We start from the raw sequence: 20,808 nt of genomic DNA, 5'->3' as shown, positions 1-20,808 counted from the left end.
TTATCCTCCGAAAAGGCTGATTGCCGGCCGGGTGACCATCAGCCACAGAATGGCAAGGACGGCGGAGAAAGCCGGAAAGCCGCACGCAAACCAGATACGAAACAGACGCTTTTCCTCGGCAGGCAACGGTCGATTTTCGGTGGCCGCCTGTCGCGCCAGATTTCGTATCTGGATCTGAATCCAGACCACCGGCAGCCAAAACAAACCTGTCACGACATAAAGCAGCAAGGAAAGCACAATCCAGCCCTCGGACAGCGGCCACCCCGATACGCGGGCCAGTAACACACCTGATATCGGCTGCACCACGACGGCCGTTGCCGTGAATATGGTGTCGGCGATGACGACCGTGCCCGCGACATGGGCGACGAGATCGGCACGGGCGGTACGCTGCGCCATGAGCATGAAGAAGGCGATCCCGGCGCCGGTGCCGAACAGAACCGTGGCACCGACGACATGCACCCAGCGCAGTATGTCGACCCAGAGGTTCATCGCTCGTCGAGCACCGTAAGCGCCACAAGCACCAGACAAAGCGCCGGGATTGTCTTGATCAACGGCCCCAGCGGAGCGAGCCAAAGCTCGGGAACGAGAAGTGCCGCAGCCAGATAAAACACAGTGATCGCGATCATCGCCTTGAGCGCTTGCTTGGCCAAGGATCGGACCAAGACCGCCGCGCCAGCAAGGATATCCGCTGCACTGCCGGCAAGAACCGATATATGGGCAAAACTACCCGGTACACCCTGCGCAATAAGAATATCCGCCGCGTCCTCCTGCCGGATCAGGCCGATGATGCCTGAGACAAGCCAGAACAGGGACAGGCAGGCAAGGATGACAGGCTTCACCAGCCAGAGGCGCGCGAACCATCGCTCCTGAACATGGGCCGGCATGGCGGCCAGCGTTGCTTCCAGCGGCTGCAGCGGATGCCCGCAAATTTGGTTCCAGGGCTCGGCATTGCCCGTCACGCCACGTGCCAGCGCGGCAAGAGCCGCGCTGCGCAGAGGCGACCGCCAGCCAAGGAGGCCAAGGCCATCGGCAACGGCGGCCGCAAGCCGGCCGACAATGGCCGGTATCGGCACGACCTTCGCCTGCGGCAGGCCAAGCCATGCCCGAAAGGCCGAGAGAACATCGGCGAGCGGTCTGGCCTCGGCTTCGACGAGGTCGACGGCAGAGTGGGGCGGCAAAGATCCGGCGACCGCGCGCGAGACCGCTTCAGCAACGTCGGTGACCGCCACGGTCTGGATCGGCTGGCGCGACATGACGGCCGGAATGAAACCGGGAAACGCTGCAAGGGCGCGCAAAAGTGCTGTCCCGCCATAGGCGGCGGGCGCGATTACCAACCCCGGGCGCAGGATTGTCCACTCCAGCGAAGAGCTTGCGACAGCCTTGTCGCCTTGCGCCTTGGTGTTGAAGAAAGCGTCGGCAGAGGAGAGGTCGGCGCCGATCGCGGAAATTTGCGCAAAACGGCGCACGCCGACCTGTTCACATGCCGTCACCAGCGCCACCACCGAGTGCCGGTATATGGCGTCAAGGCGATCGCGCGGGCCGTCCTGCAAGGCGCCTGCCGCATTGACGATAGCATCCATACCGGCGACCACCGGCAGCCAGTCCTCAGCGGCAAGCAGTCGCGACATGTCGGCGGCGATCCAGCGCACCGCCGGCCTACGTCGCTCCGCATCCTGAACATCACGACCAAGGCCGGTCACCTGATGACCGTCGCGCAACAAACGTCCGACGACGGCTTCCCCGATCAAACCATAGCCGCCGAGAACAAGAACGTTCATGCAGTGACTTTCAGGCTGCCTCCAGCGCCGCCCTTACGGCAGCGATCGCATCATTGGCCTTGGAAGCGTCGGGGCCACCGGCCTGCGCCATGTCAGGTCGACCGCCGCCGCCCTGCCCGCCCAATGCGGCGGAGGCGACGCGCACCAGGTCGACGGCGCTGAAGCGGCCGACGAGATCATCGGTGACGGCGACCACGACGCTGGCCTTGTTGTCCTCACCGGCGCCGACGAAGACGACGACGCCGGAACCGAGCGAGGTCTTGCCGGCATCGGCCAGCGGCTTCAGGTCCTTCGGCGAGACACCGGAAACCGCCTTGCCGAGGAAGCCGACACCCGCCACGGTCTCGTTCTCCGACGGCACACCCGCCCCTGCACCGCCGCCCAGCGCCAGCTTCTTGCGCGCCTCGGTCAGCTCCTTTTCGAGCTTCTTGCGCTCATCGAGCAGCGCTTCGACACGCGCAGGCACGTCGGCCGGCGAAATCTTCAGCACGGCTGCGGCCGCCTTTAGACGCCTGTCCTGCTCGTCGAGATGTTTGCGCGCCGCTTCGCCGGTCAGCGCCTCGATGCGCCGCACGCCGGCGGCGACCGCGCTGTCCGACACGACGCGCACCAGACCGATATCGCCGGTCGCCCTGACATGGGTGCCGCCGCAGAGCTCGACCGAATAGGGCCGGTTGGCCTTGCCGCCGTGCACGCCGGTGCCCATCGAAACGACACGCACTTCGTCGCCATACTTCTCGCCAAACAGCGCCATGGCGCCTTCGGCGATGGCATCGTCGACGGACATCAGACGCGTGGACACCGGGCTGTTCTGCACGACGATCTCGTTGGCCATGCGCTCGACCTCTTCGAGATCCTCCGGTGAAATGGGTTTGTTGTGCGAGATGTCGAAGCGCAGGCGCTCAGGCGCCACCAGCGAGCCCTTCTGCGCAACGTGGCTGCCCAGCACCTCGCGCAACGCCTCATGGATCAGATGCGTCGCGGAATGGTTCGCGCGCAGCCTGGAGCGCCTGGCATGGTCGACCTTCAGCTCGACGGCAGCGCCCGTCTTGACGGTGCCGCTGGCCACCTTGCCGACATGGACGAACAGCCCATCAGCCTTCTTCTGCGTATCGGAGACCTCGATCGAGAACCCTTCGCCCGAGATAACGCCCGTATCGCCCATCTGGCCGCCGGACTCGGCATAGAACGGCGTCTGGTTCACGACGATCGCCACCGCATCGTCCTTGCCGGCGCTGTCGACGGTCTTGCCGTCCCGGACAAGCGCCTGGATGATGCCTTCGGCAGCTTCAGTCTCGTAGCCGAGGAATTCGGTGGCGCCCGCCTTCTCGCGCACGGAGAACCAGATGGTCTCGGTGGCCGCGTCGCCAGACCCAGCCCAATGCTTGCGCGCCTCGGCCTTCTGCTGCTCCATCGCATTGGTGAAGCCGGCAAGATCGACCGAAATGCTGCGCTGGCGCAGCGCGTCCTGCGTCAGATCGAGCGGGAAGCCGTAGGTGTCGTAGAGCTTGAAAGCCGTTTCGCCGTCCAGCATGTCGCCGGCATGCAACGTTTCCGTCGCCTCGGAGAGCAGGCCGAGGCCACGCACCAGCGTCTTGCGAAACCTGGTCTCCTCGAGCTTCAGGGTCTCGGTGATCAACTGTTCGCCGCGCAGCAGTTCCGGATAGGCCTGGCCCATCTCTCGCACCAGCGCCGGCACCAGCTTCCACATCAGCGGTTCGTTGGCACCGAGCAACTGGGCATGACGCATGGCGCGGCGCATGATGCGGCGCAGGACGTAGCCCCGACCTTCGTTCGAAGGCAGCACGCCATCGGCCACCAGGAAGGAGGACGAGCGCAGATGATCGGCAATGACGCGGTAGGACGCGACCGTCTCCTTGTCGGGACCATGCCCGATGGCGGACGAGGCGGCGTCGATCAGATGACGGAACAGATCGGTTTCGAAGACGCTTTCCACCCCCTGCAGGATGGACGCCATACGCTCCAGGCCCATGCCGGTGTCGATCGACGGGCGCGGCAGGTCGATGCGCTCGTCCTTCGTCACCTGTTCATACTGCATGAACACCAGGTTCCAGAATTCGAGGAAACGGTCGCCGTCCTCTTCCGGGCTGCCGGGAGGGCCGCCCCAGATGTGTTCGCCGCGGTCGATGAAGATCTCCGAGCACGGCCCGCAAGGTCCGGTGTCGCCCATCGCCCAGAAATTGTCCGAGGTCGCGATGCGAATGATGCGGTCGTCGGAAAAGCCGGCGATCTTCTTCCAGAAGCCGGCAGCCTCGTCGTCCGTGTGATAGACGGTGACCAGCAACTTGTCCTTGTTCAGCCCGAATTCCTTGGTGATCAGGTCCCAGGCAAGCTCGATGGCGCGCTCCTTGAAATAGTCGCCAAAGGAGAAATTGCCGAGCATCTCGAAGAAGGTCAGGTGGCGCGCTGTGTAGCCGACATTGTCGAGGTCGTTGTGCTTGCCGCCGGCGCGAACGCTCTTCTGGGCGGTCGAGGCACGCGAATAGGGCCGCTTCTCAAGGCCGGTGAAGACGTTCTTGAACTGCACCATGCCGGCGTTGGTAAACATCAGCGTCGGATCGTTGCGCGGCACCAGCGGGCTCGACGCGACGATCTCGTGACCCTCCTTGCGGAAGTAGTCGAGAAATGTCGACCGGATTTCGTTCACGCCACTCATGAATGATGCCTTTTCGGAAGAGCCGCCGGCGAACCGGCGGAAATGGGCTCTGCGTTTTAGAAGATAGGACTTGGCCTTTTAGCCGCCGCGCTTCACCCTGTCCAGAAACACGGAAGTGGTCCAATCCGCAGCCTTTGCCAGCTGTTCGAACCCGCCCGGTTTCGCCGCCAAAACGCAAAACCGCCGGCCCAGGGCCGGCGGTTTCAAAACGCAATAACGCGGAACTCGATTACATAAGCCCGAGATAATAGAATGCGATTATGGCCGAACTCCGGCCGACATCGCGCGAGGCTGTCACATCGCGCCGGATTCCTCCTCGAAACCGTCGTCGCTACCTTCGGAGCCGCCATTCTCAAGGAACTTCTCGGCGATCAGCCCGGCATTCTGCCTGAGCGCCAGTTCGATCTCGCGCGCGGTGTCGGGGTTGTCGCGCAAAAACAGCTTGGCATTCTCGCGGCCCTGGCCGAGACGCTGCGAATTGTAGGAGAACCAGGCGCCCGACTTCTCGACCACGCCGGCCTTGACGCCAAGATCGACCAGTTCGCCAGTCTTGGACACGCCTTCACCATACATGATGTCGAACTCGACCACCTTGAAGGGCGGCGCCAGCTTGTTCTTGACCACCTTGACGCGGGTCTGGTTGCCGACGACCTCGTCGCGGTCCTTGACCGAGCCGATGCGGCGGATATCGAGGCGCACCGAAGCGTAGAATTTCAGCGCGTTGCCGCCGGTGGTGGTTTCGGGCGAACCGAACATGACGCCGATCTTCATGCGGATCTGGTTGATGAAGATGACCATGGTGTTGGAACGCGAGATCGAAGCGGTCAGCTTGCGCAGCGCCTGGCTCATCAGCCGGGCCTGCAGGCCGGGCAGTGAATCGCCCATCTCGCCTTCGATTTCGGCGCGTGGCGTCAGTGCCGCCACCGAATCGACCACCAGCACGTCGATGGCGCCGGAGCGCACCAGCGTGTCGCAGATTTCCAGCGCCTGCTCACCGGTGTCGGGCTGCGAGATCAGGAGGTTTTCCAGATCGACGCCAAGCTTGCGGGCATAGACCGGATCAAGCGCGTGCTCGGCATCGACGAAGGCGCAGATGCCGCCCTTCTTCTGGGCTTCGGCCACGGTGTGAAGGGCCAGCGTCGTCTTGCCCGAGCTTTCCGGCCCGTAGATCTCGACGATGCGGCCGCGCGGCAGGCCACCGACGCCAAGCGCGATGTCGAGGCCAAGCGAGCCGGTCGGCACCGTTTCGATCTCGACGACCTGCTCGTTCGCGCCGAGCCGCATGATCGAGCCCTTGCCGAAAGCCCGCTCGATTTGCGACAGCGCCGCATCCAGAGCCTTTGATTTGTCCACCGCTTTGTCCTCTACCAGCCGCAAAGAATTCTGAGCCATGATACATCACCCCTTGGTCGTCAATGAAGGCCGGACAATCCGTAATCCCTGCCAATTTGTACCTTTTTTGTTCTCGTTTGGCAAGAGGGATCAAATATCTGAAAAACAATCACTATCCGGATTTGTTCTTTTTTTGTCTCACGATCTCGCTCCACGATGCATCCCGCATTGGGCCAGACGGCTCGGATGTTTCGATCTGCCGAATCGCTGCCTTGCATGCGAAGCTTCGCCAAGCAGCCTAGCGCTTGTGCGGCTGGAATAACAAAGGTCATATCGCCGGCATGCTGAAATCCGCGAAAATACTGGCTATAGGCGGCGCCCATATCGACCGGCGCGGCAAGGTGTCCGGCGCTTACGTGCCTGGCGCCTCCAATCCCGGCACGATGCGCGAGGATGTCGGTGGCGGCGTCTTCAACGCGCTGCGCAGTGCCGTGCTCCGCGGCGTCTCAGCGTCGCTCATGTCGGTGCGTGGCGGCGATGCCGCTGCCGACACTGTTTCGCGAGCCATCGCCGAGGCAGGCATTGCGGACCTGTCGGCCGTGTTCCTTGACCGCCCCACGCCGAGCTATACGGCGCTGATCGACCGCGAGGGGGAGCTGATCGTCGGCTTTGCCGACATGGCGCTCTATGACCTGACCTTTCCCAAGCAGATCAGGCGCTCCAAAGTCCGGGAGGTGATCGCTGCCGCCGATGCCGTCTTCTGCGACGCCAACCTGCCGACGGCGGCACTGGAACGGCTGATTCAGCTTGCCGCCGGAAAACCCGTCTTCGCCATTGCCGTTTCGCCGGCCAAGATCGTGCGCTTGAAGCCGGTGCTCGGCAATCTGGCCGTCGTCTTCATGAACCGGCGCGAAGCGGTCGCACTGGCAGCCCTGGACGCCACGACTTCCCCGCAAGACATCGTCGACGGGCTGAGACGCGCGGGGCTCAAGAGCGGCGTGGTGACGGCGGGCGGCGGCCCCATGCTGGGCTTCGATGAGGCCGGCGCCTTCTCGATCCTGCCGCCGCCGCCAAGAAAGGTCGCTGACGTCACCGGCGCCGGCGATGCGCTGGCGGGCGCAACGGTCGCCGCCTTGCTGCGCGGCCTGCCGTTGCGGGTGGCCCTGCGCGAAGGCATTGCCGCGGCGACGCTTGCCATCGAAAGCTCCAACGCCGTTCCCGAATTCACCAAGGCAAGCTTCGCGGACGCGCTGGCTCTTGTGCCGGAAGCGCAGGAAGTGGCATGAGACCGGCAAATTCTTAGTGCCGCAGTGTTGCCAAGGGTCCCGATGGACGCGCCGCACTCCGGATTGGAGACCGAGATGACCCCAGAGACCGCCCGCCCCTTCATCGACATCCACGCGCCGGTGGCGCAAGCCCTGGCCACTGGGCGGCCGGTGGTGGCGCTGGAAAGCACCATCATCACCCATGGCATGCCCTACCCCGACAATGGCGCCATGGCGGCCGATGTCGAAAAGATCATCACCGATGGCGGCGCCGTGCCGGCGACGATCGCTGTCGTCGGCGGCCGCATCAAGATCGGACTTTCGGACGGCGAGCGCGAATCGCTGGCGATGACGGGCGACGCCATGAAGCTGTCGCGCGCCGACCTCGGTTTTGCGGTAGCGCAAGGGCGCACCGGCGGCACCACGGTCGCCGCCACGATGATCGCGGCGCATATGGTCGGCATAAAAGTGTTCGCCACCGGCGGCATTGGAGGCGTGCACAAGGGTGCGGAAAAGAGCTTTGATATTTCCGCCGATCTCGACGAGTTGGCGCGCACGCCGGTCATCGTCGTGTCGGCCGGCGCCAAGGCTATCCTCGACATCGAAAAGACGCTGGAGGTGCTGGAGACGCGCGGCGTGCCGGTGATCGGCCATGGCTGCGAGACGATGCCGGCCTTCTGGTCGCGGCATTCGCCGTTCCGCGCGCCGCTGACCTTGCACGGACCGGAAGAGATCGCGCATTTCTACCAGACGAGGGCAGCGCTGGGGCTCGCCGGCGGCATGCTGATCGCCAATCCGGTGCCTGAGAACCACGAAATTCCCGCTGAAGAGATGGCCTCCTATATCGAAGCCGCGCAGAAGGCCGCCGAGGCGCTCAACGTGACCGGCAAGGCGGTGACGCCCTTCCTGCTGTCGAAAATCCTCGAACTGTCCGGTGGCAGGAGCCTTAAGACCAACATCGCGCTGGTCGAAAACAATGCGCGGCTGGCGGCGAGGATCGCGAAGGCGCTGTAGGGTGCTGCCGCCAAGGTCGGCGGGGGTGCTGTCCCTCGACCGTTCCGAATTGCCCGTCACTTCCCCGCGCGCCGCCCCGCCTCATAGGCCCGGCGCGCCCAGACAGTCATCTCGTCGGGGTCATCGAAAGCGCTGTCGGGAATGCTCCAGTAGGGCATGGAGACCAGCTTGCCGTGACGCGAGCCGGTATAGGTCCACTGCCGGCAACCGGCGGCTTCGAAGTCGGGCGCGCTTTGCTCGTCGGCCTTCAGCATCAATTCACCGCGTAGCACGATGGCAACGATGACGCCGTCGAAATAGATGCCCTTGCCGCCGAACAGTTTTCGGATGCTGACCGGACCAAGGCCTTCTAACAGTTCGGCGATGCGTTCATTGTCCATGCCGCGATCATGCCACCGGCATTTGGCCTTGTCATCGCCGCAACCAAAATCATGCTGACAGGTTGAGAGCCATCTATCGGAGTTTTTGTCATGCCGCTTCTGCTCAAAGGGTCCTGCCGCTGCAATGCCGTGCGTTTCGAGGTGGAGAGCCACACGCCGGCGCCATTCATGCTGTGCTATTGCTCGATCTGCCGCAAACAACAGGGCGGCGGCGGTTTTGCCATCAATCTCGGCGCCGACAGTGAGACGTTGAACATCAGAGGCAAAAGGAGCCTTGGCGTCTACCGGGCCAAGATCGAGGATGACGAACATCCGCAGTGCGAGATCTCGACCGGGGAGCGCAATTTCTGCAAGAAATGTGGATCAGCCCTTTGGCTCTACGACCCGACCTGGCCGGAGCTCGTGCATCCTTTCGCGTCGGCGATCGACAGCGACCTCCCCATTCCGCCAAGCAAGGTGCACCTGATGCTGAAATACAAGGCGAACTGGGTCGAACCCGATATCGGCAAAAGAGACAACGCGTTCGACATCTATCCCGAGGAATCGATCGCCGACTGGCACAAGCGGACGGGCATGTGGGTGGAGTAGCCTTCTTCGCCCGTCGACGGGCGAAGGAAGATCAGGCCGAGGCGCGTGCTTCCGCCAGCGCCTTGAGATCGGCCGGCTTCAGTTCGACGGATTCGCCGCATCCACAGGCCGAACTCTGGTTCGGATTGTGGAAGGTGAAGCCGGTGCGCAGCGTCGTCTGTTCGAAATCCATCTCGGTGCCGAACAGGAAAAGGGCCGCTTCCGGCGCGATATAGACATGCGCGCCATCGCGCTCGATATGGTCGTCCTTGGTGTTGGGCTCGGTCACCAGATCGACCGTGTATTCCATGCCGGCGCAGCCGCCCTTCTTGATGCCGAGCCGAATGCCATGCGCGTTGTCGCGAGTGGCGACAATCTCGCGCACCCGGTCAGCGGCCTTTTCGGTCATCGTGATGACGGCGAAGCGTCCCATTCTTTTTCCTTCCATTCCATGCAGGTTCAAGGCCTGCCGAATGATTCCTCACCTAAAATGGTGAAGTTTTATGACTGGCGCAAGTGTGCCAACCCTGTCGGGCCCAACGCTAGTACCAGCCCACCGCGACCTGCGCCTCTTCCGACATGCGGTCGGGCGACCAGGGCGGGTCGAAGGTCATGTTCACTTCGACGCCGGAAACGCCTTCGACGGCGCCGACGGCATTTTCCACCCAGCCGGGCATTTCGCCGGCGACCGGGCAGCCGGGGGCGGTCAGCGTCATGTCGATCTTAACCGAGCGATTGTCCTCGATGTCGATCTTGTAGATCAGGCCAAGCTCGTAGATATCGGCCGGGATTTCCGGATCGTAGACGGTCTTCAGGGCCGAGACGATGTCGTCGGTCAGTCGTGCCAGTTCATCAGCTGGAATGGCCGATCCCGAAACCAGCGCATTGGGCGCGGTTTCCTGAGTGGTCTCGGCAGCGATGCTTGCATCATCCATGGTCGTCACCCAAAAAAATCTTCACCCGAAGAACTTGCGCGCTTTTTCAAGCGCCTCGGCCAAAGCATCGACTTCGGCCCTGGTATTATACATGCCGAACGACGCCCTGCATGTGGAGGTTACGCCGAAGCGTTTCAACAGCGGCTGGGCGCAATGGGTGCCCGCACGCACTGCAACGCCTTGCCTGTCTATCACCATCGACACGTCGTGCGCATGAATTCCTTGCAGCTCGAACGAGATGATGGCGCCTTTGCCGGGCGCATCGCCGAAGATGCGCAGCGAATTGATGGCGCGCAGCCGCTCATGCGCGTATGTCTTGAGGTCTTCTTCATGCGCGGCGATGCGCTCGCGGCCGACCGATTCCATATAGTCGAGCGCAGCACCGAGCCCGATCGCCTGCACGATCGGCGGCGTACCGGCCTCGAAGCGGTGCGGCGGCTCGTTGTAGGTGACGATGTCTTCCGTCACCTCCTCGATCATCTCGCCACCGCCCATGAAGGGGCGCATGCCCGACAGAATGTCCTTCTTGCCGTAGAGCACCCCGATGCCCGAGGGGCCGTAGACCTTGTGGCCGGTGAAGACGAAGAAGTCGCAGTCGAGATCCTGCACGTCGATCGGCATATGCACGGCGCTCTGGCTGCCGTCGACCAGCACCGGAATGTTTTTCGCATGCGCGATGCGCACGATTTCCTTGATCGGCGTCACCGTGCCAAGCGCGTTCGACATCTGTGTGATGGCAACGAGCTTTGTCTTGCTGGTCAGCCGCTTCTCGAATTCCTCGATGTGGAAGACACCGAGATCGTCGACCGGCACCCAGACCAGCTTGGCGCCCTGCCGCTCGCGGATGAAATGCCACGGCACGATGTTGGAGTGGTGCTCCATGATCGACAGCACGATCTCGTCGCCCTCGCCGATGTTGGGCATGCCATAGCCATAGGCGACCGTGTTGATGGCCGAGGTCGTGTTCGACGTGAAGACGATGTTGTCGGTGCTTGGCGCATTGAGAAAACGGCGCACCGTCTCACGCGCCTTTTCATAGGCATCGGTCGCGGCATTGGAGAGGAAATGCAGGCCGCGATGGACGTTGGCGTATTCCTGGGAATAGGCGTGCTGGATCGTATCCAGCACCACCTGCGGTTTCTGTGCCGAGGCGCCATTGTCGAGATAGACAAGCGGTTTTCCGTAGACTTCCCGCGACAGGATCGGGAAATCGCGGCGGATCGCTTCGACGTCGTACGGGATGTTTTCGAGTTTCTGGTCCATCGTCTGTCTTTCAATACCCGGGCTTCACCGTCATCCGGCCCTTCGCTATGGTTCCGGGCGTTCGTCGCTCAAAAAGCCAAATCGTTGGCTTTTTGCCGGCTACGCCGACCCCTCCTCACCCGTGTGTCACGAACCAGTCGTCGAGCCGCGCTTCCAGCGCCTCGACGATCGACTCGTCGTCCAGTTCCTCGATCACCTCGGCAACGAAGGCCTTCACGAGTAGGCCCCGCGCGGTCTTCTCGTCGACGCCGCGCGCCATCAGGTAGAACAGATGGTCGTGGTCGATTTCGGTGACCGTCGCGCCATGGCCGCAGACGACGTCGTCGGCGAAGATCTCAAGCTCCGGCTTGGTCGAGAACTCGCCGTCATCCGACAGCAGCAGCGTGTTGCAGGCCATCTTGGCGTTGGTCTTCTGCGCATATTGATGGACGTTGATGCGGCCCTGGAAGACGCCGCGCGCCTTGCCCGTCACCACGTTGCGGATGACCTCCGTCGAGGTCGTGTGCGGCACGGCATGGTCGAGCACCATGGTCACATCGGTATGGGTGTCGCCGGCCAGAAGGTTGATGCCGCGCAGTTTGAAATCGGCGCCTTCGCCTGTCGTCCTGACCACGATTTCCTGGCGCACAAGCTTGCCGCCGGCATTCATGAAGAACACCGTCAGCTTCGAATTCTTGCCGAGATGCGCCTTGAACTGAGCCAGATGCGTTGCCGTCTCCGGCTGTTCCTGGACGATCAGCCACGTCACCTCGGCGCCCTCGCCCAGCACGAGCTGGCTGACCGAGCTGACCAGAGCAGGCCCATCACCCGTCTGGCGCTCGACGATAACGGCCTTGGCGCCAGCGCCGACACGAACGGCCAAGCGCACATGGGTCTGGCCACCGGCCTGCAGGTTCTGCAGTTCGATCGGCTTTTCCAGTTCCGCACCATCGGCGATATCGACGAAATAACCGTCGGCCACGAACGCCGTGTTCAGCGCGCCGATGGCGTCGTCGCTGCCGTAGGAATCGAGCCCCGGTGCGATGCTGCCGTCGGTCAGCTTTTCCGACAGGCGCTGGAAAGTGACGCCTTCAAGGACTGGCACCTTCGCGTCGGACTTGCCGTTCAGGATCGACACCACAGTGGAACCGTCGACGATCGGTGCAATGGCTTTGGCCATGGCGGCCGAGTCGAAGTCCGGCACCGCATTCAAGAGCCGGCGCAGGTCGGTGTAATGCCAGGATTCGACGCGCCGCGTCGGCAGGCCATGCTTGATCGTTTCGATTGCGTCGTCGCGCTTCAGCATCACCGCGCCGTCGCCGGGCAGCAGCGACAGCCGTTCGCCAAAGGCGTCGATCAGCGCCGTCTCGGCGGAGGTTCTCTGGGGCTGTAAGTGCATATTCATCAGTTTCGCCTTGCCTTCTGGCATCTCACGCGGCTTCGCCGATCACGCCGGCATAGCCATTGGCTTCCAGGTCAAGCGCCAGCGACTTGTCGCCCGACTTGATGACCTGGCCCTTGTAGAGCACGTGCACGGTGTCGGGCACGATGTGTTCGAGCAGGCGCTGGTAGTGGGTGATGACCAGGAACGACCGGTCCGGCGCGCGCAGCGCGTTGACGCCGTCCGAGACGATCTTCAGCGCATCGATGTCGAGGCCGGAATCGGTTTCGTCGAGCACGCAGAGTTTGGGCTCAAGCAGCTTCATCTGCAGGATCTCGGCGCGCTTCTTCTCGCCGCCGGAGAAGCCGACATTGAGCGGCCGCTTCAGCATCGCCATGTCCATGCTGAGCGAGGCGGCTGCTTCCTTCACCCGCTTGAGGAATTCCGGGATCTTCAGCGGCTCTTCGCCACGCGCCTTGCGCTGCTCGTTCATCGCCACCTTCAGGAATTCCATGGTGGCGACGCCGGGTATCTCCATCGGATACTGGAAGGCAAGGAAGATGCCTGACGTTGCGCGCTCAGCCGGATCCATTTCGAGGATCGACTGGCCGTTGTAGAGGATGTCGCCCTCGGTCACCTCATAGTCCTCGCGGCCGGCGAGGATGTAGGACAGCGTCGATTTGCCCGAGCCGTTAGGCCCCATGATCGCGGCGACCTCGCCGGCTTTCACCGTCAGGTTCAAGCCGCGGATGATTTCGGTGCCGTCATCGACGATGCGGGCGTGCAGGTTTCTGATTTCAAGCATTGTTCTTTTCTCTGAAATAATCGTCGTAAGTGATGGAGTAGTCGGTGTGCCGGCGCTGCAGGGCCATGAACCACGATAGGGACAGGCCAAAACTGGCCGAGAAGACGGCGATGCCGAGGAACACATTGACGAAGGCAATGAGCAGGAAGCCGGCAAATGCCGAGATAATTGTCGCGGCGGCAAATTTGGTCATGGCGATCTTGCCCTCGCGGCGGACAGCCCGCAGCCGCCGCCAGCGGACGGCAAACCAGATGTCCTCTCTCGGCAGCTGCGTCGCCATGGTCACTTAGCCCACCGAGCCTTCCAGCGAGATGCCGATCAGCTTCTGTGCCTCCACGGCGAACTCCATCGGCAGTTGCTGGATGACGTCCTTGACGAAGCCGTTGACGATCAGCGCGATCGCTTCCTCTTCAGGGATGCCGCGCTGCATGACGTAGAATTTCTGGTCCTCGGAAATCTTCGAGGTCGTCGCTTCGTGCTCGAACTGCGCCGTCGAGTTCTTGGCTTCCATGTAGGGCACCGTATGCGCGCCGCACTGGTCGCCGATCAGCAGACTGTCGCAGTTGGTGAAGTTGCGGGCGTTGGTCGCCTTGCGGTGCGCGGAAACCTGGCCGCGATAGGTATTCTGCGAGAAGCCGGCGGCGATGCCCTTGGAGATGATGCGGCTCGACGTGTTCTTGCCGAGATGGATCATCTTGGTGCCGCTGTCGACCTGCTGATAGCCATTCGACACGGCGATCGAATAGAACTCGCCTTGGGAATCGTCACCGCGCAGGATGCAGCTCGGATATTTCCAGGTGATCGCCGAGCCGGTCTCGACCTGCGTCCACGAGATCTTCGAACGGTCGCCACGGCAGTCGCCACGCTTGGTGACGAAATTGTAGATGCCGCCCTTGCCCTCGGCGTCGCCGGGGTACCAGTTCTGCACCGTCGAATATTTGATCTCGGCATCGTCGAGCGCCACCAGTTCGACGACCGCGGCATGCAACTGGTTCTCGTCGCGCTGCGGCGCCGTGCAGCCTTCGAGATAGGAGACGTAAGCCCCCTCCTCGGCGATGATCAGCGTACGCTCGAACTGGCCGGTGTTCTTCTCGTTCATGCGGAAATAGGTCGACAGCTCCATCGGGCAGCGCACGCCCTTGGGCACGAAGACGAAGGAACCGTCGGTGAACACGGCCGAGTTCAGCGTCGCGTAGTAATTGTCGGAGGTCGGCACGACCGAGCCGAGATATTTCTTCACCAGCTCCGGATGCTCGCGGATGGCTTCCGAGATCGAGCAGAAGATGACGCCGGCCTGCGCCAGCTCCTTCTTGAAAGTGGTGACGACCGATACGGAATCGAACACGGCGTCGACTGCGACGCGGCCCGACTTGTAGACATTGTCGCTGACTTCCTCGAGCTCCGAAGCGTCGGTCTTCTGGACGCCGGCGAGGATTTCCTGCTCCCGCAGCGGGATGCCAAGCTTTTCGTAGACCTTCAGCAATTCGGGATCGACGTCGCTAAGCGACGTCGGGCCGGGCGTGCTCTTGGGCGCCGCGTAGAAGTAGATGTCCTGGAAATCGATCTTCGGGTAGTGGACGCGCGCCCAGGTCGGCTCGTCCAGCGTCAGCCAGCGGCGATACGCTTCCAGACGCCATTCCAGCATCCAGGACGGCTCGTCCTTCTTGGCCGAAATGAAACGGATGATGTCTTCGCTCAGCCCCTTGGGGGCCTTATCAACAGCGATTTCGGTCTGGAATCCGTATTTGTATTGGTCGACGTCGATCTTTCGGACCCGATCGATCGTGTCCTGCACAGCAGGCATCAGCGTTCTCCATCCACGCCGGGGTCAAGGCCCGACAGTTTTCAAACTATGGCACCGCCGAAATGAACGCCAAAGAAGCGCTCGCGGCAGCGTAAGTTCCATATAGTGCGCCCCGACCGGAAATTCACCCGGCCAACATGAGACGCACGGCTCTACCAGGCCGAAAGGCCCAAAAATGTCCAACCGCTCACGCGGCTTTCTTTCTACTTGCCCGACGCGCGGCGATACCCGCCAGCGCTGTGCGGAACAATTCGATCTCCTGCGCGCCGGTCGTCGCACCGATCGACACGCGCAAGGCGCCAAGACTGTCACCGTAGCCCATGGCTTTCAGCACATGGCTCGGCCCGACCTTGCCCGACGAGCAGGCGGAGCCGGCCGACAGCGCCACACCGGCCAGATCGAAGGCGATCTGCGCGGTTTCGGCTTTGACGCCCGCAATAGCGAAGAATGTCGTGTTGGCAAGCCTTGGCGCGCCGGTTCCAAAGATTTCCGCGTCCGGCACCAGCAATTTCACGATGGCCTCGATCTCGTCGCGGCGTTGGCGCACGGTATCGATGGCCGGCAATCCGACAAGCGCCTCGCGTGCGGCGGCACCGAAGCCAGCAATGGCGGCGAGATTTTCCGTACCACCGCGATGGCCCTTTTCCTGGCCACCGCCATTGATCAGCGGCCTCGGCATCATCAGATCGGAAGCGGCGACGATGGCGCCGACGCCCTTGGGACCGCCGATCTTGTGCGAGGACAGAATCAGATAATCGGCATAGCCCGCTGAAATGTCGATCGAAACGCGCCCCGCGGCCTGGACCGCGTCGACGACGAGGATGCCGCCCGCCGCTTTGACGATCCCGGCGATGCGATCGATCGGCTGGATGACGCCGGTCTCGTTGTTGGCGGCATGGATGGCGACCAGCGGCAGGCCATCGGCCTTGTCATGATGGCCGAGCGCCACCGCCAAGGCGTCGAGATCGACGATGCCGTTGGCGTCGACGCCGATCCGCGTCACCTGTGCTGCCGGGAAACGGCCGCCGTTCAACAGGCAGGGGTGGTCGGCCTCGGACACGTAAAGCCGGCTCGTGCGCACGCTGCCGCGCCCCATCTGCCAGTCTGATGTCAGCAGCGTCGAGGCGGCTTCCGTCGCGCCGGAGGTGAACACGACATGCTCTGATTTGGCGTTGACCAGTGCCGCGACGTCACGCCTGGCGGTTTCGATCAGGCGCCGAGCGGCGCGCCCTTCGGCGTGGACCGATGACGGGTTGGCGGCGACATCAAGGGCCGCGACCACAGCCTCGCGGGCCGCGGCAAGCAGCGGCGCACTGGCATTGTAGTCGAGATAGGCGCGTATTGCGGCCATTTTCGTCCAGTTGGTCCCGTTAGAAGCCATTCCGCTGACGTATCGCGTTATTTCCTTGAAATTCCAAGGCGAGCCGTCCTATTTACGCGGCTTGCGGCGCGGGTGGCCGGGCTCATGTCTTGCCACTCAGTTTTGAACAATTCTAAACTAGCTTCTAAGAAGACGCTCGCCCTGCGTCAAGGCCAGAGGAAGACACGTTCCGGGCGCCGCGCATTCGTATACCCAAGTGGAGTATTTCATGCCTGAGGTCATTTTCACCGGTCCTGCCGGCCGCCTGGAGGGTCGCTACCAGCCTTCCAAGGAAAAGAGCGCGCCGATTGCCATCGTCCTGCACCCGCACCCCCAGTTCGGCGGCACGATGAACAACAAGATCGTCTACGACCTCTTCTACATGTTCCAGAAGCGGGATTTCACCACGCTTCGCTTCAATTTTCGCGGCATCGGCCGCAGCCAGGGCGAGTTCGATCACGGCACCGGCGAGCTGTCGGATGCCGCGGCAGCGCTGGATTGGGTGCAGTCGCTGCATCCGGATTCCAAGAGCTGCTGGGTCGCCGGTTACTCCTTCGGGTCCTGGATCGGCATGCAGCTTCTGATGCGCCGGCCGGAGATCGAAGGCTTCATCTCGATCGCGCCGCAGCCCAACACCTATGATTTCTCGTTCCTGGCTCCCTGCCCGTCGTCGGGTCTGATCATCCACGGCGATGCCGACAAGGTGGCGCCGCCAAAGGATGTGCAAGGCCTGGTCGACAAGCTGCACACGCAAAAGGGCATCACCATCACGCAGAAGACCTTGCCTGGCGCCAACCATTTCTTCTCCAACGACGCCGACCTGCTGCTCGAGGAATGCGCTGATTATCTCGACCGCCGGCTGGCCGGCGAATTGTCGGATCCGCGCCCGAAGCGGTTGAGATAAGCCAAGGACGAAGCGGCGGCTATGTACGAGCCTCCTCATTTCAGGGAAACGCGGCCGGAGATCATGCACGGGTTGATCCGGGCGCATCCGCTGGGCCTGTTGATTTCCAACGGGCCCGAGGGGCCGATCGCCAACGCCATCCCGTTCCTGCTTGACGCCGACGTCGAGCCGAACGGCCGACTGCGCGCCCATCTGGCGCGGGCCAATCCGCAATGGCGCCTGCTGGCCGACAATCCGGCTTCGCCCGTGCTGATCGTCTTCCAGGGCAGCGACGCCTATGTGACGCCGTCCTGGTACGAGACCAAACGCGAGACCGGCAAGGTGGTGCCGACCTGGAATTATGCCATCGTGCAGGTTCGCGGCACCGTCAAGGTGATGGATGACCAGGACTGGCTGGCGCAGCAGATCGCCGATCTGACCATATCCCAGGAAGGCGCTCGCGAGGCACCCTGGGCGGTGACCGATGCGCCGGCGCCCTTCATCCAGTCGCAGATCAAGGGCATTATCGGGCTGGAAATCGAGATCAGCGAAATCCACGGCAAGTGGAAGGTCAGCCAGAACCGGCCCGTGGCCGACCGCGCCGGCGTTGCGCAGGGGCTCGAAAGCGAGGACCATTCGTCGCCCGGCATGGCTGGCCTGGTCAGATCCTATGGCGGGCTGGACGGCAACTAAGCTGCGGCAACGCCGAGCGATCAGGGAGTCTTCCTTGTCGGTCCAATCAGCCGAAACGTCCTCTTGCGGACCGGCAATCCCGACGGCATCGGCCGAAAGATGAAGCCGAGCCGGGCAAAGACCAGCCCGCAGGCAAGCGCGAATGCGCAGCCGAGGCCGAAGCCGGCGACGGTGTCGCTGGGATAGTGCGCGCCCACGAAGACCCGCGTCGAGGCGATGCATGCGGTGACCGCCAGGGCGATGTACCAGCGCCTTGGAAACAACAGCAGGGCGACCCCGAACACGGCGCCCATGGTCGTGGCGTGGCCCGACGGGAAGCCGGCGAAGCGCGCATCAAAAGCGAACGGATGCAGCGACAACACCCCGAACTCATTGAAATACATCGGACGAGCCCGGCCAATCGCGTATTTTAGCACATTGACGGCGAGGCCCGACAGGCCGGCGGCGCCCAGCACCAGAAAAGCCAGGCAGGTCCAGTTGTAGGCGAGCATCAGCGAACGCCTTGAAAGGCTTCGCCAGTCCGTCAGGTTCGCGGCAACGAGCAGAAGCACTGACGGAATGAGATACCAGCCACCCAAGCCGAACTGCGTGAAAAAATCGGCCAGATGGACGAATCCCGGCGACCATTGGTCGCGAAGCATTCCAGCCGGGGTGTCGAGGCGAACAAATGCTGCCGCCGTCAGCAAAACCCACACCAGCACCCAGACCGACCACAAAATGTTCGGGTATCTGACGGGGCGAGCGGCAAAGCGCTTTCTTGCGATCCGCATCGTATCGCGAAAATTGTCGACCGATCGGCGCCCCACTCCAAGGAGCATAGCGGAAACGGAAGGGCGCGATTTCACCAGCATTTGAAATTCGACCCTGTCATCGACGAGCCGTCATGGGGCCACACGATAAAGGCCGAGCGACAGTTTGTCTCCCGACGAATAGTTGAGGCCGTCGACTTCGGCAACGCGGGTCGCCGACTTGCCTTGCGCCGCCAGCAGCCCATTCAGTTTCTGCTCGTCCCCGATTTGTGCCAGCGCCAGCGCGCAGGCCGGATCGCCAAGCAGATGTCTGGCGACGCCATCGACATCGGTCAGCAAGGTCTTGGTGCCCACCAGGAACACCAGGCTCGGCTCGTGATATTCCGCCGAGGCGAGCACCGTGGTGTCGCAAGGCCTGTTGGCGCGGACCGCCGCCTCGATGGCCGGGCTCAGCCAGATCGGCTTCAGCGACGGCGCGATGACGCCGAACAACAGCCCATAGGTGATGCCCGCGCAGACCGCGATGGCGCCGATGCGGCGCAGCGGCACTTGCAGCTCTCTGGAAAAAGCGAGGTAGCCCGCCCCCAGTGCCGCCGCGGCCGCCGGTACGCTCCACCAGGAGAAGGTGCCGGTGAGGTAGATCGGCGCTCCAACGCAGACCGACGCCAGGCCGAGGCTGACCACGGCCAGACCGAATGCGGTCGACCACCACAACCAATCCTGCCAGCGCCTGAGCGGCGCATTCGCCTCCTGCGGCGGCAATGTCAGCAGCCAGCCGATCAGCAGCGCCATGCCGGGATAGGCCGGCAGGACATAATGCGGCAGCTTGGTCGGGATCAGTTCGAACACCAGCCAGAACGGAATGTACCAGGCGAGGCAGAAACGCAGCCGCGGATCGTCGTGCAACCGGTTGAGGGCCTGGAGCCCGGCGCCGACAGCGATCAGGCCGAAGGGCCACATGAACAGCGAATAGGTCAGCATGTAGAAACCAGGCGGCAGGCCGTGCGATTCCTCTCCCGACGCGACCTTGGCCACCATGTCCTTGCCGACGGCATCCTGCAGAAAGGCGCCGCCGCTCTTCCAGGTGATGAGGGCTACCCATGGCAGCACGATAAGAAGCACCAGGGCGACGCCGCGCATGAGCTTCAGCTTCAAAAGCCAGCGCCAGTCGCGTTCGAACGCAAACAGCGTGGCGACCGTGAGCACCGACAACAGCGGAGCGACAGGCCCCTTGATAAGGATCCCCAGGCCTTGAGCCGCCCAGAATATCCATGGCAGATGGCTGGCTACCGGTTCGTTCCGGCGCGCTGCCAGATAGATCTGGGCGAGCGCGCCCTGCGCCGCCACGCAGCAGGCCAGCAGCATGGCGTCTGTCTTGGCGTCACGGCCCTCGAAGGCGGTCGCGAAGATCGCCGCCATCATAAGGCCGGCGGCGAGACCTGCATTGGCCCCGAAGAGCTTCGTGCCCGTCCAGGCGATGCCGACGACGGCCAGGGCAATGCCAAGCATGGAGACGAGGCGGTAGACCCAGATCGGCGCCGCCGCCCCCTCGCCGCTTAGCGCCACGGCCGCCGATTGCAGCCAGTAGATGCCGATCGGCTTCTTGTAGCGCGAGGCATCCTGAAAACGGATGTCGACATAGTCGGAGGTTTCGACCATCTGCTTGGTCGCCTGGACAAAACGCGACTCGTCGCGGTCGATCGGTGGAAGGCTCATCAGCCCACTGAGCGTCATCAGCAGGCTGAACAGAAAAAGGATGAGATAGTTCCTGTTCATCGCGGAGCTTTCCGGATCCGATTTGCGGGATGGCCCCGTCGCGGCGCTTCAGGTCCTGCCCCTGCGCGGCGCCTCAATACGCTAGCCAAATGCACGAGGCAAGAAGTGGCCTGGCCATCCACGCACGCAGCAAGACCCGGATTCCACTTTTGCTGATCGCGCTTGGA

The 20,808-nt window shown here is 62.9% G+C and carries 20 protein-coding genes; 5 read left to right on the top strand and 15 right to left on the bottom strand.

Annotated elements, in window-relative coordinates:
- The 4 genes from ASD12_RS27905 to recA all read right to left on the bottom strand — a co-directional run bounded on the left by ASD12_RS27905 (position 1) and on the right by recA (position 5,847).
- Positions 1 to 489: a DUF2269 domain-containing protein gene (locus ASD12_RS27905; RefSeq protein WP_056594314.1), complete on the bottom strand. Its 489-nt coding sequence runs from the start codon at positions 487 to 489 to the stop codon at positions 1 to 3.
- Entirely contained in the window at positions 486 to 1,778 is a 1,293-nt protein-coding gene (locus ASD12_RS27900; RefSeq protein ID WP_056594310.1) for an SDR family oxidoreductase, read from the bottom strand. Before ASD12_RS27900 ends, ASD12_RS27905 begins: the two co-directional genes overlap by 4 nt.
- Positions 1,779 to 1,788: 10 nt before the next feature.
- Positions 1,789 to 4,455 (bottom strand): alanine--tRNA ligase, encoded by a 2,667-nt coding sequence (gene alaS, locus ASD12_RS27895; protein ID WP_056594307.1) that lies wholly within the window; start codon positions 4,453 to 4,455, stop codon positions 1,789 to 1,791.
- A gap of 294 nt (positions 4,456 to 4,749) precedes the next feature.
- Complete coding sequence (gene recA / locus ASD12_RS27890; protein WP_023759787.1) at positions 4,750 to 5,847, bottom strand: recombinase RecA; 1,098 nt, start codon at positions 5,845 to 5,847, stop codon at positions 4,750 to 4,752.
- A 281-nt stretch (positions 5,848 to 6,128) separates the two neighbouring features.
- Between recA and ASD12_RS27885 the strand changes: the two genes are divergently transcribed.
- Positions 6,129 to 7,073: a carbohydrate kinase family protein gene (locus tag ASD12_RS27885; protein WP_056594571.1), complete on the top strand. Its 945-nt coding sequence runs from the start codon at positions 6,129 to 6,131 to the stop codon at positions 7,071 to 7,073.
- Between the two features lie 75 nt (positions 7,074 to 7,148).
- Positions 7,149 to 8,066 carry a pseudouridine-5'-phosphate glycosidase gene (locus ASD12_RS27880; protein WP_056594567.1) on the top strand — a complete coding sequence of 306 codons (918 nt, stop codon included), beginning with the start codon at positions 7,149 to 7,151 and terminating at the stop codon, positions 8,064 to 8,066.
- Positions 8,067 to 8,122: 56 nt separating this feature from the next.
- On the opposite strand, the gene ASD12_RS27875 is transcribed toward ASD12_RS27880, so the two are convergent.
- Positions 8,123 to 8,446, bottom strand: coding sequence for a TfoX/Sxy family protein (locus tag ASD12_RS27875; protein ID WP_056594304.1), 324 nt, complete (start codon positions 8,444 to 8,446; stop codon positions 8,123 to 8,125).
- A gap of 90 nt (positions 8,447 to 8,536) precedes the next feature.
- On the opposite strand from ASD12_RS27875, the gene ASD12_RS27870 reads away from it, so the two are divergent.
- On the top strand, positions 8,537 to 9,034 hold the full coding sequence (locus tag ASD12_RS27870; RefSeq protein ID WP_056594300.1) for a GFA family protein: 498 nt from the start codon (positions 8,537 to 8,539) through the stop codon (positions 9,032 to 9,034).
- A 31-nt stretch (positions 9,035 to 9,065) separates the two neighbouring features.
- Here the strand turns inward: ASD12_RS27870 and sufA are convergent, their stop codons facing one another.
- From sufA to ASD12_RS27830, 8 genes are all read right to left on the bottom strand, one after another.
- On the bottom strand, positions 9,066 to 9,446 hold the full coding sequence (sufA, locus tag ASD12_RS27865) for a Fe-S cluster assembly scaffold SufA (RefSeq protein ID WP_056594296.1): 381 nt from the start codon (positions 9,444 to 9,446) through the stop codon (positions 9,066 to 9,068).
- A 109-nt stretch (positions 9,447 to 9,555) separates the two neighbouring features.
- Complete coding sequence (locus ASD12_RS27860) at positions 9,556 to 9,948, bottom strand: SUF system Fe-S cluster assembly protein (RefSeq protein WP_056594294.1); 393 nt, start codon at positions 9,946 to 9,948, stop codon at positions 9,556 to 9,558.
- 21 nt (positions 9,949 to 9,969) lie between these two features.
- Positions 9,970 to 11,211, bottom strand: coding sequence for a cysteine desulfurase (locus tag ASD12_RS27855; protein ID WP_056594292.1), 1,242 nt, complete (start codon positions 11,209 to 11,211; stop codon positions 9,970 to 9,972).
- A gap of 115 nt (positions 11,212 to 11,326) precedes the next feature.
- The gene (sufD, locus tag ASD12_RS27850; RefSeq protein WP_056594564.1) at positions 11,327 to 12,595 is read right to left on the bottom strand and encodes a Fe-S cluster assembly protein SufD; all 1,269 of its coding nucleotides are present in this window, start codon (positions 12,593 to 12,595) and stop codon (positions 11,327 to 11,329) included.
- A 25-nt stretch (positions 12,596 to 12,620) separates the two neighbouring features.
- The gene (gene sufC / locus ASD12_RS27845) at positions 12,621 to 13,376 is read right to left on the bottom strand and encodes a Fe-S cluster assembly ATPase SufC (protein ID WP_056594289.1); all 756 of its coding nucleotides are present in this window, start codon (positions 13,374 to 13,376) and stop codon (positions 12,621 to 12,623) included.
- Positions 13,369 to 13,656: a hypothetical protein gene (locus ASD12_RS27840; protein ID WP_057145839.1), complete on the bottom strand. Its 288-nt coding sequence runs from the start codon at positions 13,654 to 13,656 to the stop codon at positions 13,369 to 13,371. The genes sufC and ASD12_RS27840 overlap by 8 nt, the downstream gene beginning before the upstream one ends.
- Before the next feature lie 6 nt (positions 13,657 to 13,662).
- Positions 13,663 to 15,180, bottom strand: a complete 1,518-nt coding sequence (gene sufB / locus ASD12_RS27835; protein ID WP_027037002.1) for a Fe-S cluster assembly protein SufB — start codon at positions 15,178 to 15,180, stop codon at positions 13,663 to 13,665.
- Positions 15,181 to 15,367: 187 nt separating this feature from the next.
- On the bottom strand, positions 15,368 to 16,531 hold the full coding sequence (locus tag ASD12_RS27830; protein WP_056594283.1) for a cysteine desulfurase family protein: 1,164 nt from the start codon (positions 16,529 to 16,531) through the stop codon (positions 15,368 to 15,370).
- A 238-nt stretch (positions 16,532 to 16,769) separates the two neighbouring features.
- Here ASD12_RS27830 and ASD12_RS27825 point away from each other — a divergent pair, with 238 nt between their 5' ends.
- Together ASD12_RS27825 and ASD12_RS27820 are read left to right on the top strand one after the other, a co-directional pair.
- Positions 16,770 to 17,444 carry an alpha/beta hydrolase gene (locus ASD12_RS27825; protein WP_013532163.1) on the top strand — a complete coding sequence of 225 codons (675 nt, stop codon included), beginning with the start codon at positions 16,770 to 16,772 and terminating at the stop codon, positions 17,442 to 17,444.
- 21 nt (positions 17,445 to 17,465) lie between these two features.
- Positions 17,466 to 18,116, top strand: a complete 651-nt coding sequence (locus ASD12_RS27820) for an FMN-binding negative transcriptional regulator (protein ID WP_056594279.1) — start codon at positions 17,466 to 17,468, stop codon at positions 18,114 to 18,116.
- A gap of 20 nt (positions 18,117 to 18,136) precedes the next feature.
- Here the strand turns inward: ASD12_RS27820 and ASD12_RS27815 are convergent, their stop codons facing one another.
- On the bottom strand, positions 18,137 to 18,886 hold the full coding sequence (locus tag ASD12_RS27815) for a phosphatase PAP2 family protein (RefSeq protein ID WP_244482996.1): 750 nt from the start codon (positions 18,884 to 18,886) through the stop codon (positions 18,137 to 18,139).
- Positions 18,887 to 18,997: 111 nt separating this feature from the next.
- The gene (locus tag ASD12_RS27810; RefSeq protein ID WP_056594273.1) at positions 18,998 to 20,641 is read right to left on the bottom strand and encodes a glycosyltransferase family 39 protein; all 1,644 of its coding nucleotides are present in this window, start codon (positions 20,639 to 20,641) and stop codon (positions 18,998 to 19,000) included.
- Positions 20,642 to 20,808 lie beyond the last annotated feature (167 nt).

The organism is Mesorhizobium sp. Root102, from assembly GCF_001425625.1.
GTDB lineage: Bacteria > Pseudomonadota > Alphaproteobacteria > Rhizobiales > Rhizobiaceae > Mesorhizobium.
Note: the sequence above shows the minus strand (reverse complement) of the source record. Positions and strands in the feature narration are given on the sequence as shown.

Coding starts and splice junctions, on each gene's coding strand:
- ASD12_RS27905 (WP_056594314.1), bottom strand. CDS start 489: ATGAACCTCTGGGTCGACATACTGCGCTGGGTGCATGTCGTCGGTGCC.
- ASD12_RS27900 (WP_056594310.1), bottom strand. CDS start 1,778: ATGAACGTTCTTGTTCTCGGCGGCTATGGTTTGATCGGGGAAGCCGTC.
- alaS (WP_056594307.1), bottom strand. CDS start 4,455: ATGAGTGGCGTGAACGAAATCCGGTCGACATTTCTCGACTACTTCCGC.
- recA (WP_023759787.1), bottom strand. CDS start 5,847: ATGGCTCAGAATTCTTTGCGGCTGGTAGAGGACAAAGCGGTGGACAAA.
- ASD12_RS27885 (WP_056594571.1), top strand. CDS start 6,129: ATGCTGAAATCCGCGAAAATACTGGCTATAGGCGGCGCCCATATCGAC.
- ASD12_RS27880 (WP_056594567.1), top strand. CDS start 7,149: ATGACCCCAGAGACCGCCCGCCCCTTCATCGACATCCACGCGCCGGTG.
- ASD12_RS27875 (WP_056594304.1), bottom strand. CDS start 8,446: ATGGACAATGAACGCATCGCCGAACTGTTAGAAGGCCTTGGTCCGGTC.
- ASD12_RS27870 (WP_056594300.1), top strand. CDS start 8,537: ATGCCGCTTCTGCTCAAAGGGTCCTGCCGCTGCAATGCCGTGCGTTTC.
- sufA (WP_056594296.1), bottom strand. CDS start 9,446: ATGGGACGCTTCGCCGTCATCACGATGACCGAAAAGGCCGCTGACCGG.
- ASD12_RS27860 (WP_056594294.1), bottom strand. CDS start 9,948: ATGGATGATGCAAGCATCGCTGCCGAGACCACTCAGGAAACCGCGCCC.
- ASD12_RS27855 (WP_056594292.1), bottom strand. CDS start 11,211: ATGGACCAGAAACTCGAAAACATCCCGTACGACGTCGAAGCGATCCGC.
- sufD (WP_056594564.1), bottom strand. CDS start 12,595: ATGAATATGCACTTACAGCCCCAGAGAACCTCCGCCGAGACGGCGCTG.
- sufC (WP_056594289.1), bottom strand. CDS start 13,376: ATGCTTGAAATCAGAAACCTGCACGCCCGCATCGTCGATGACGGCACC.
- ASD12_RS27840 (WP_057145839.1), bottom strand. CDS start 13,656: ATGGCGACGCAGCTGCCGAGAGAGGACATCTGGTTTGCCGTCCGCTGG.
- sufB (WP_027037002.1), bottom strand. CDS start 15,180: ATGCCTGCTGTGCAGGACACGATCGATCGGGTCCGAAAGATCGACGTC.
- ASD12_RS27830 (WP_056594283.1), bottom strand. CDS start 16,531: ATGGCCGCAATACGCGCCTATCTCGACTACAATGCCAGTGCGCCGCTG.
- ASD12_RS27825 (WP_013532163.1), top strand. CDS start 16,770: ATGCCTGAGGTCATTTTCACCGGTCCTGCCGGCCGCCTGGAGGGTCGC.
- ASD12_RS27820 (WP_056594279.1), top strand. CDS start 17,466: ATGTACGAGCCTCCTCATTTCAGGGAAACGCGGCCGGAGATCATGCAC.
- ASD12_RS27815 (WP_244482996.1), bottom strand. CDS start 18,886: ATGCGGATCGCAAGAAAGCGCTTTGCCGCTCGCCCCGTCAGATACCCG.
- ASD12_RS27810 (WP_056594273.1), bottom strand. CDS start 20,641: ATGAACAGGAACTATCTCATCCTTTTTCTGTTCAGCCTGCTGATGACG.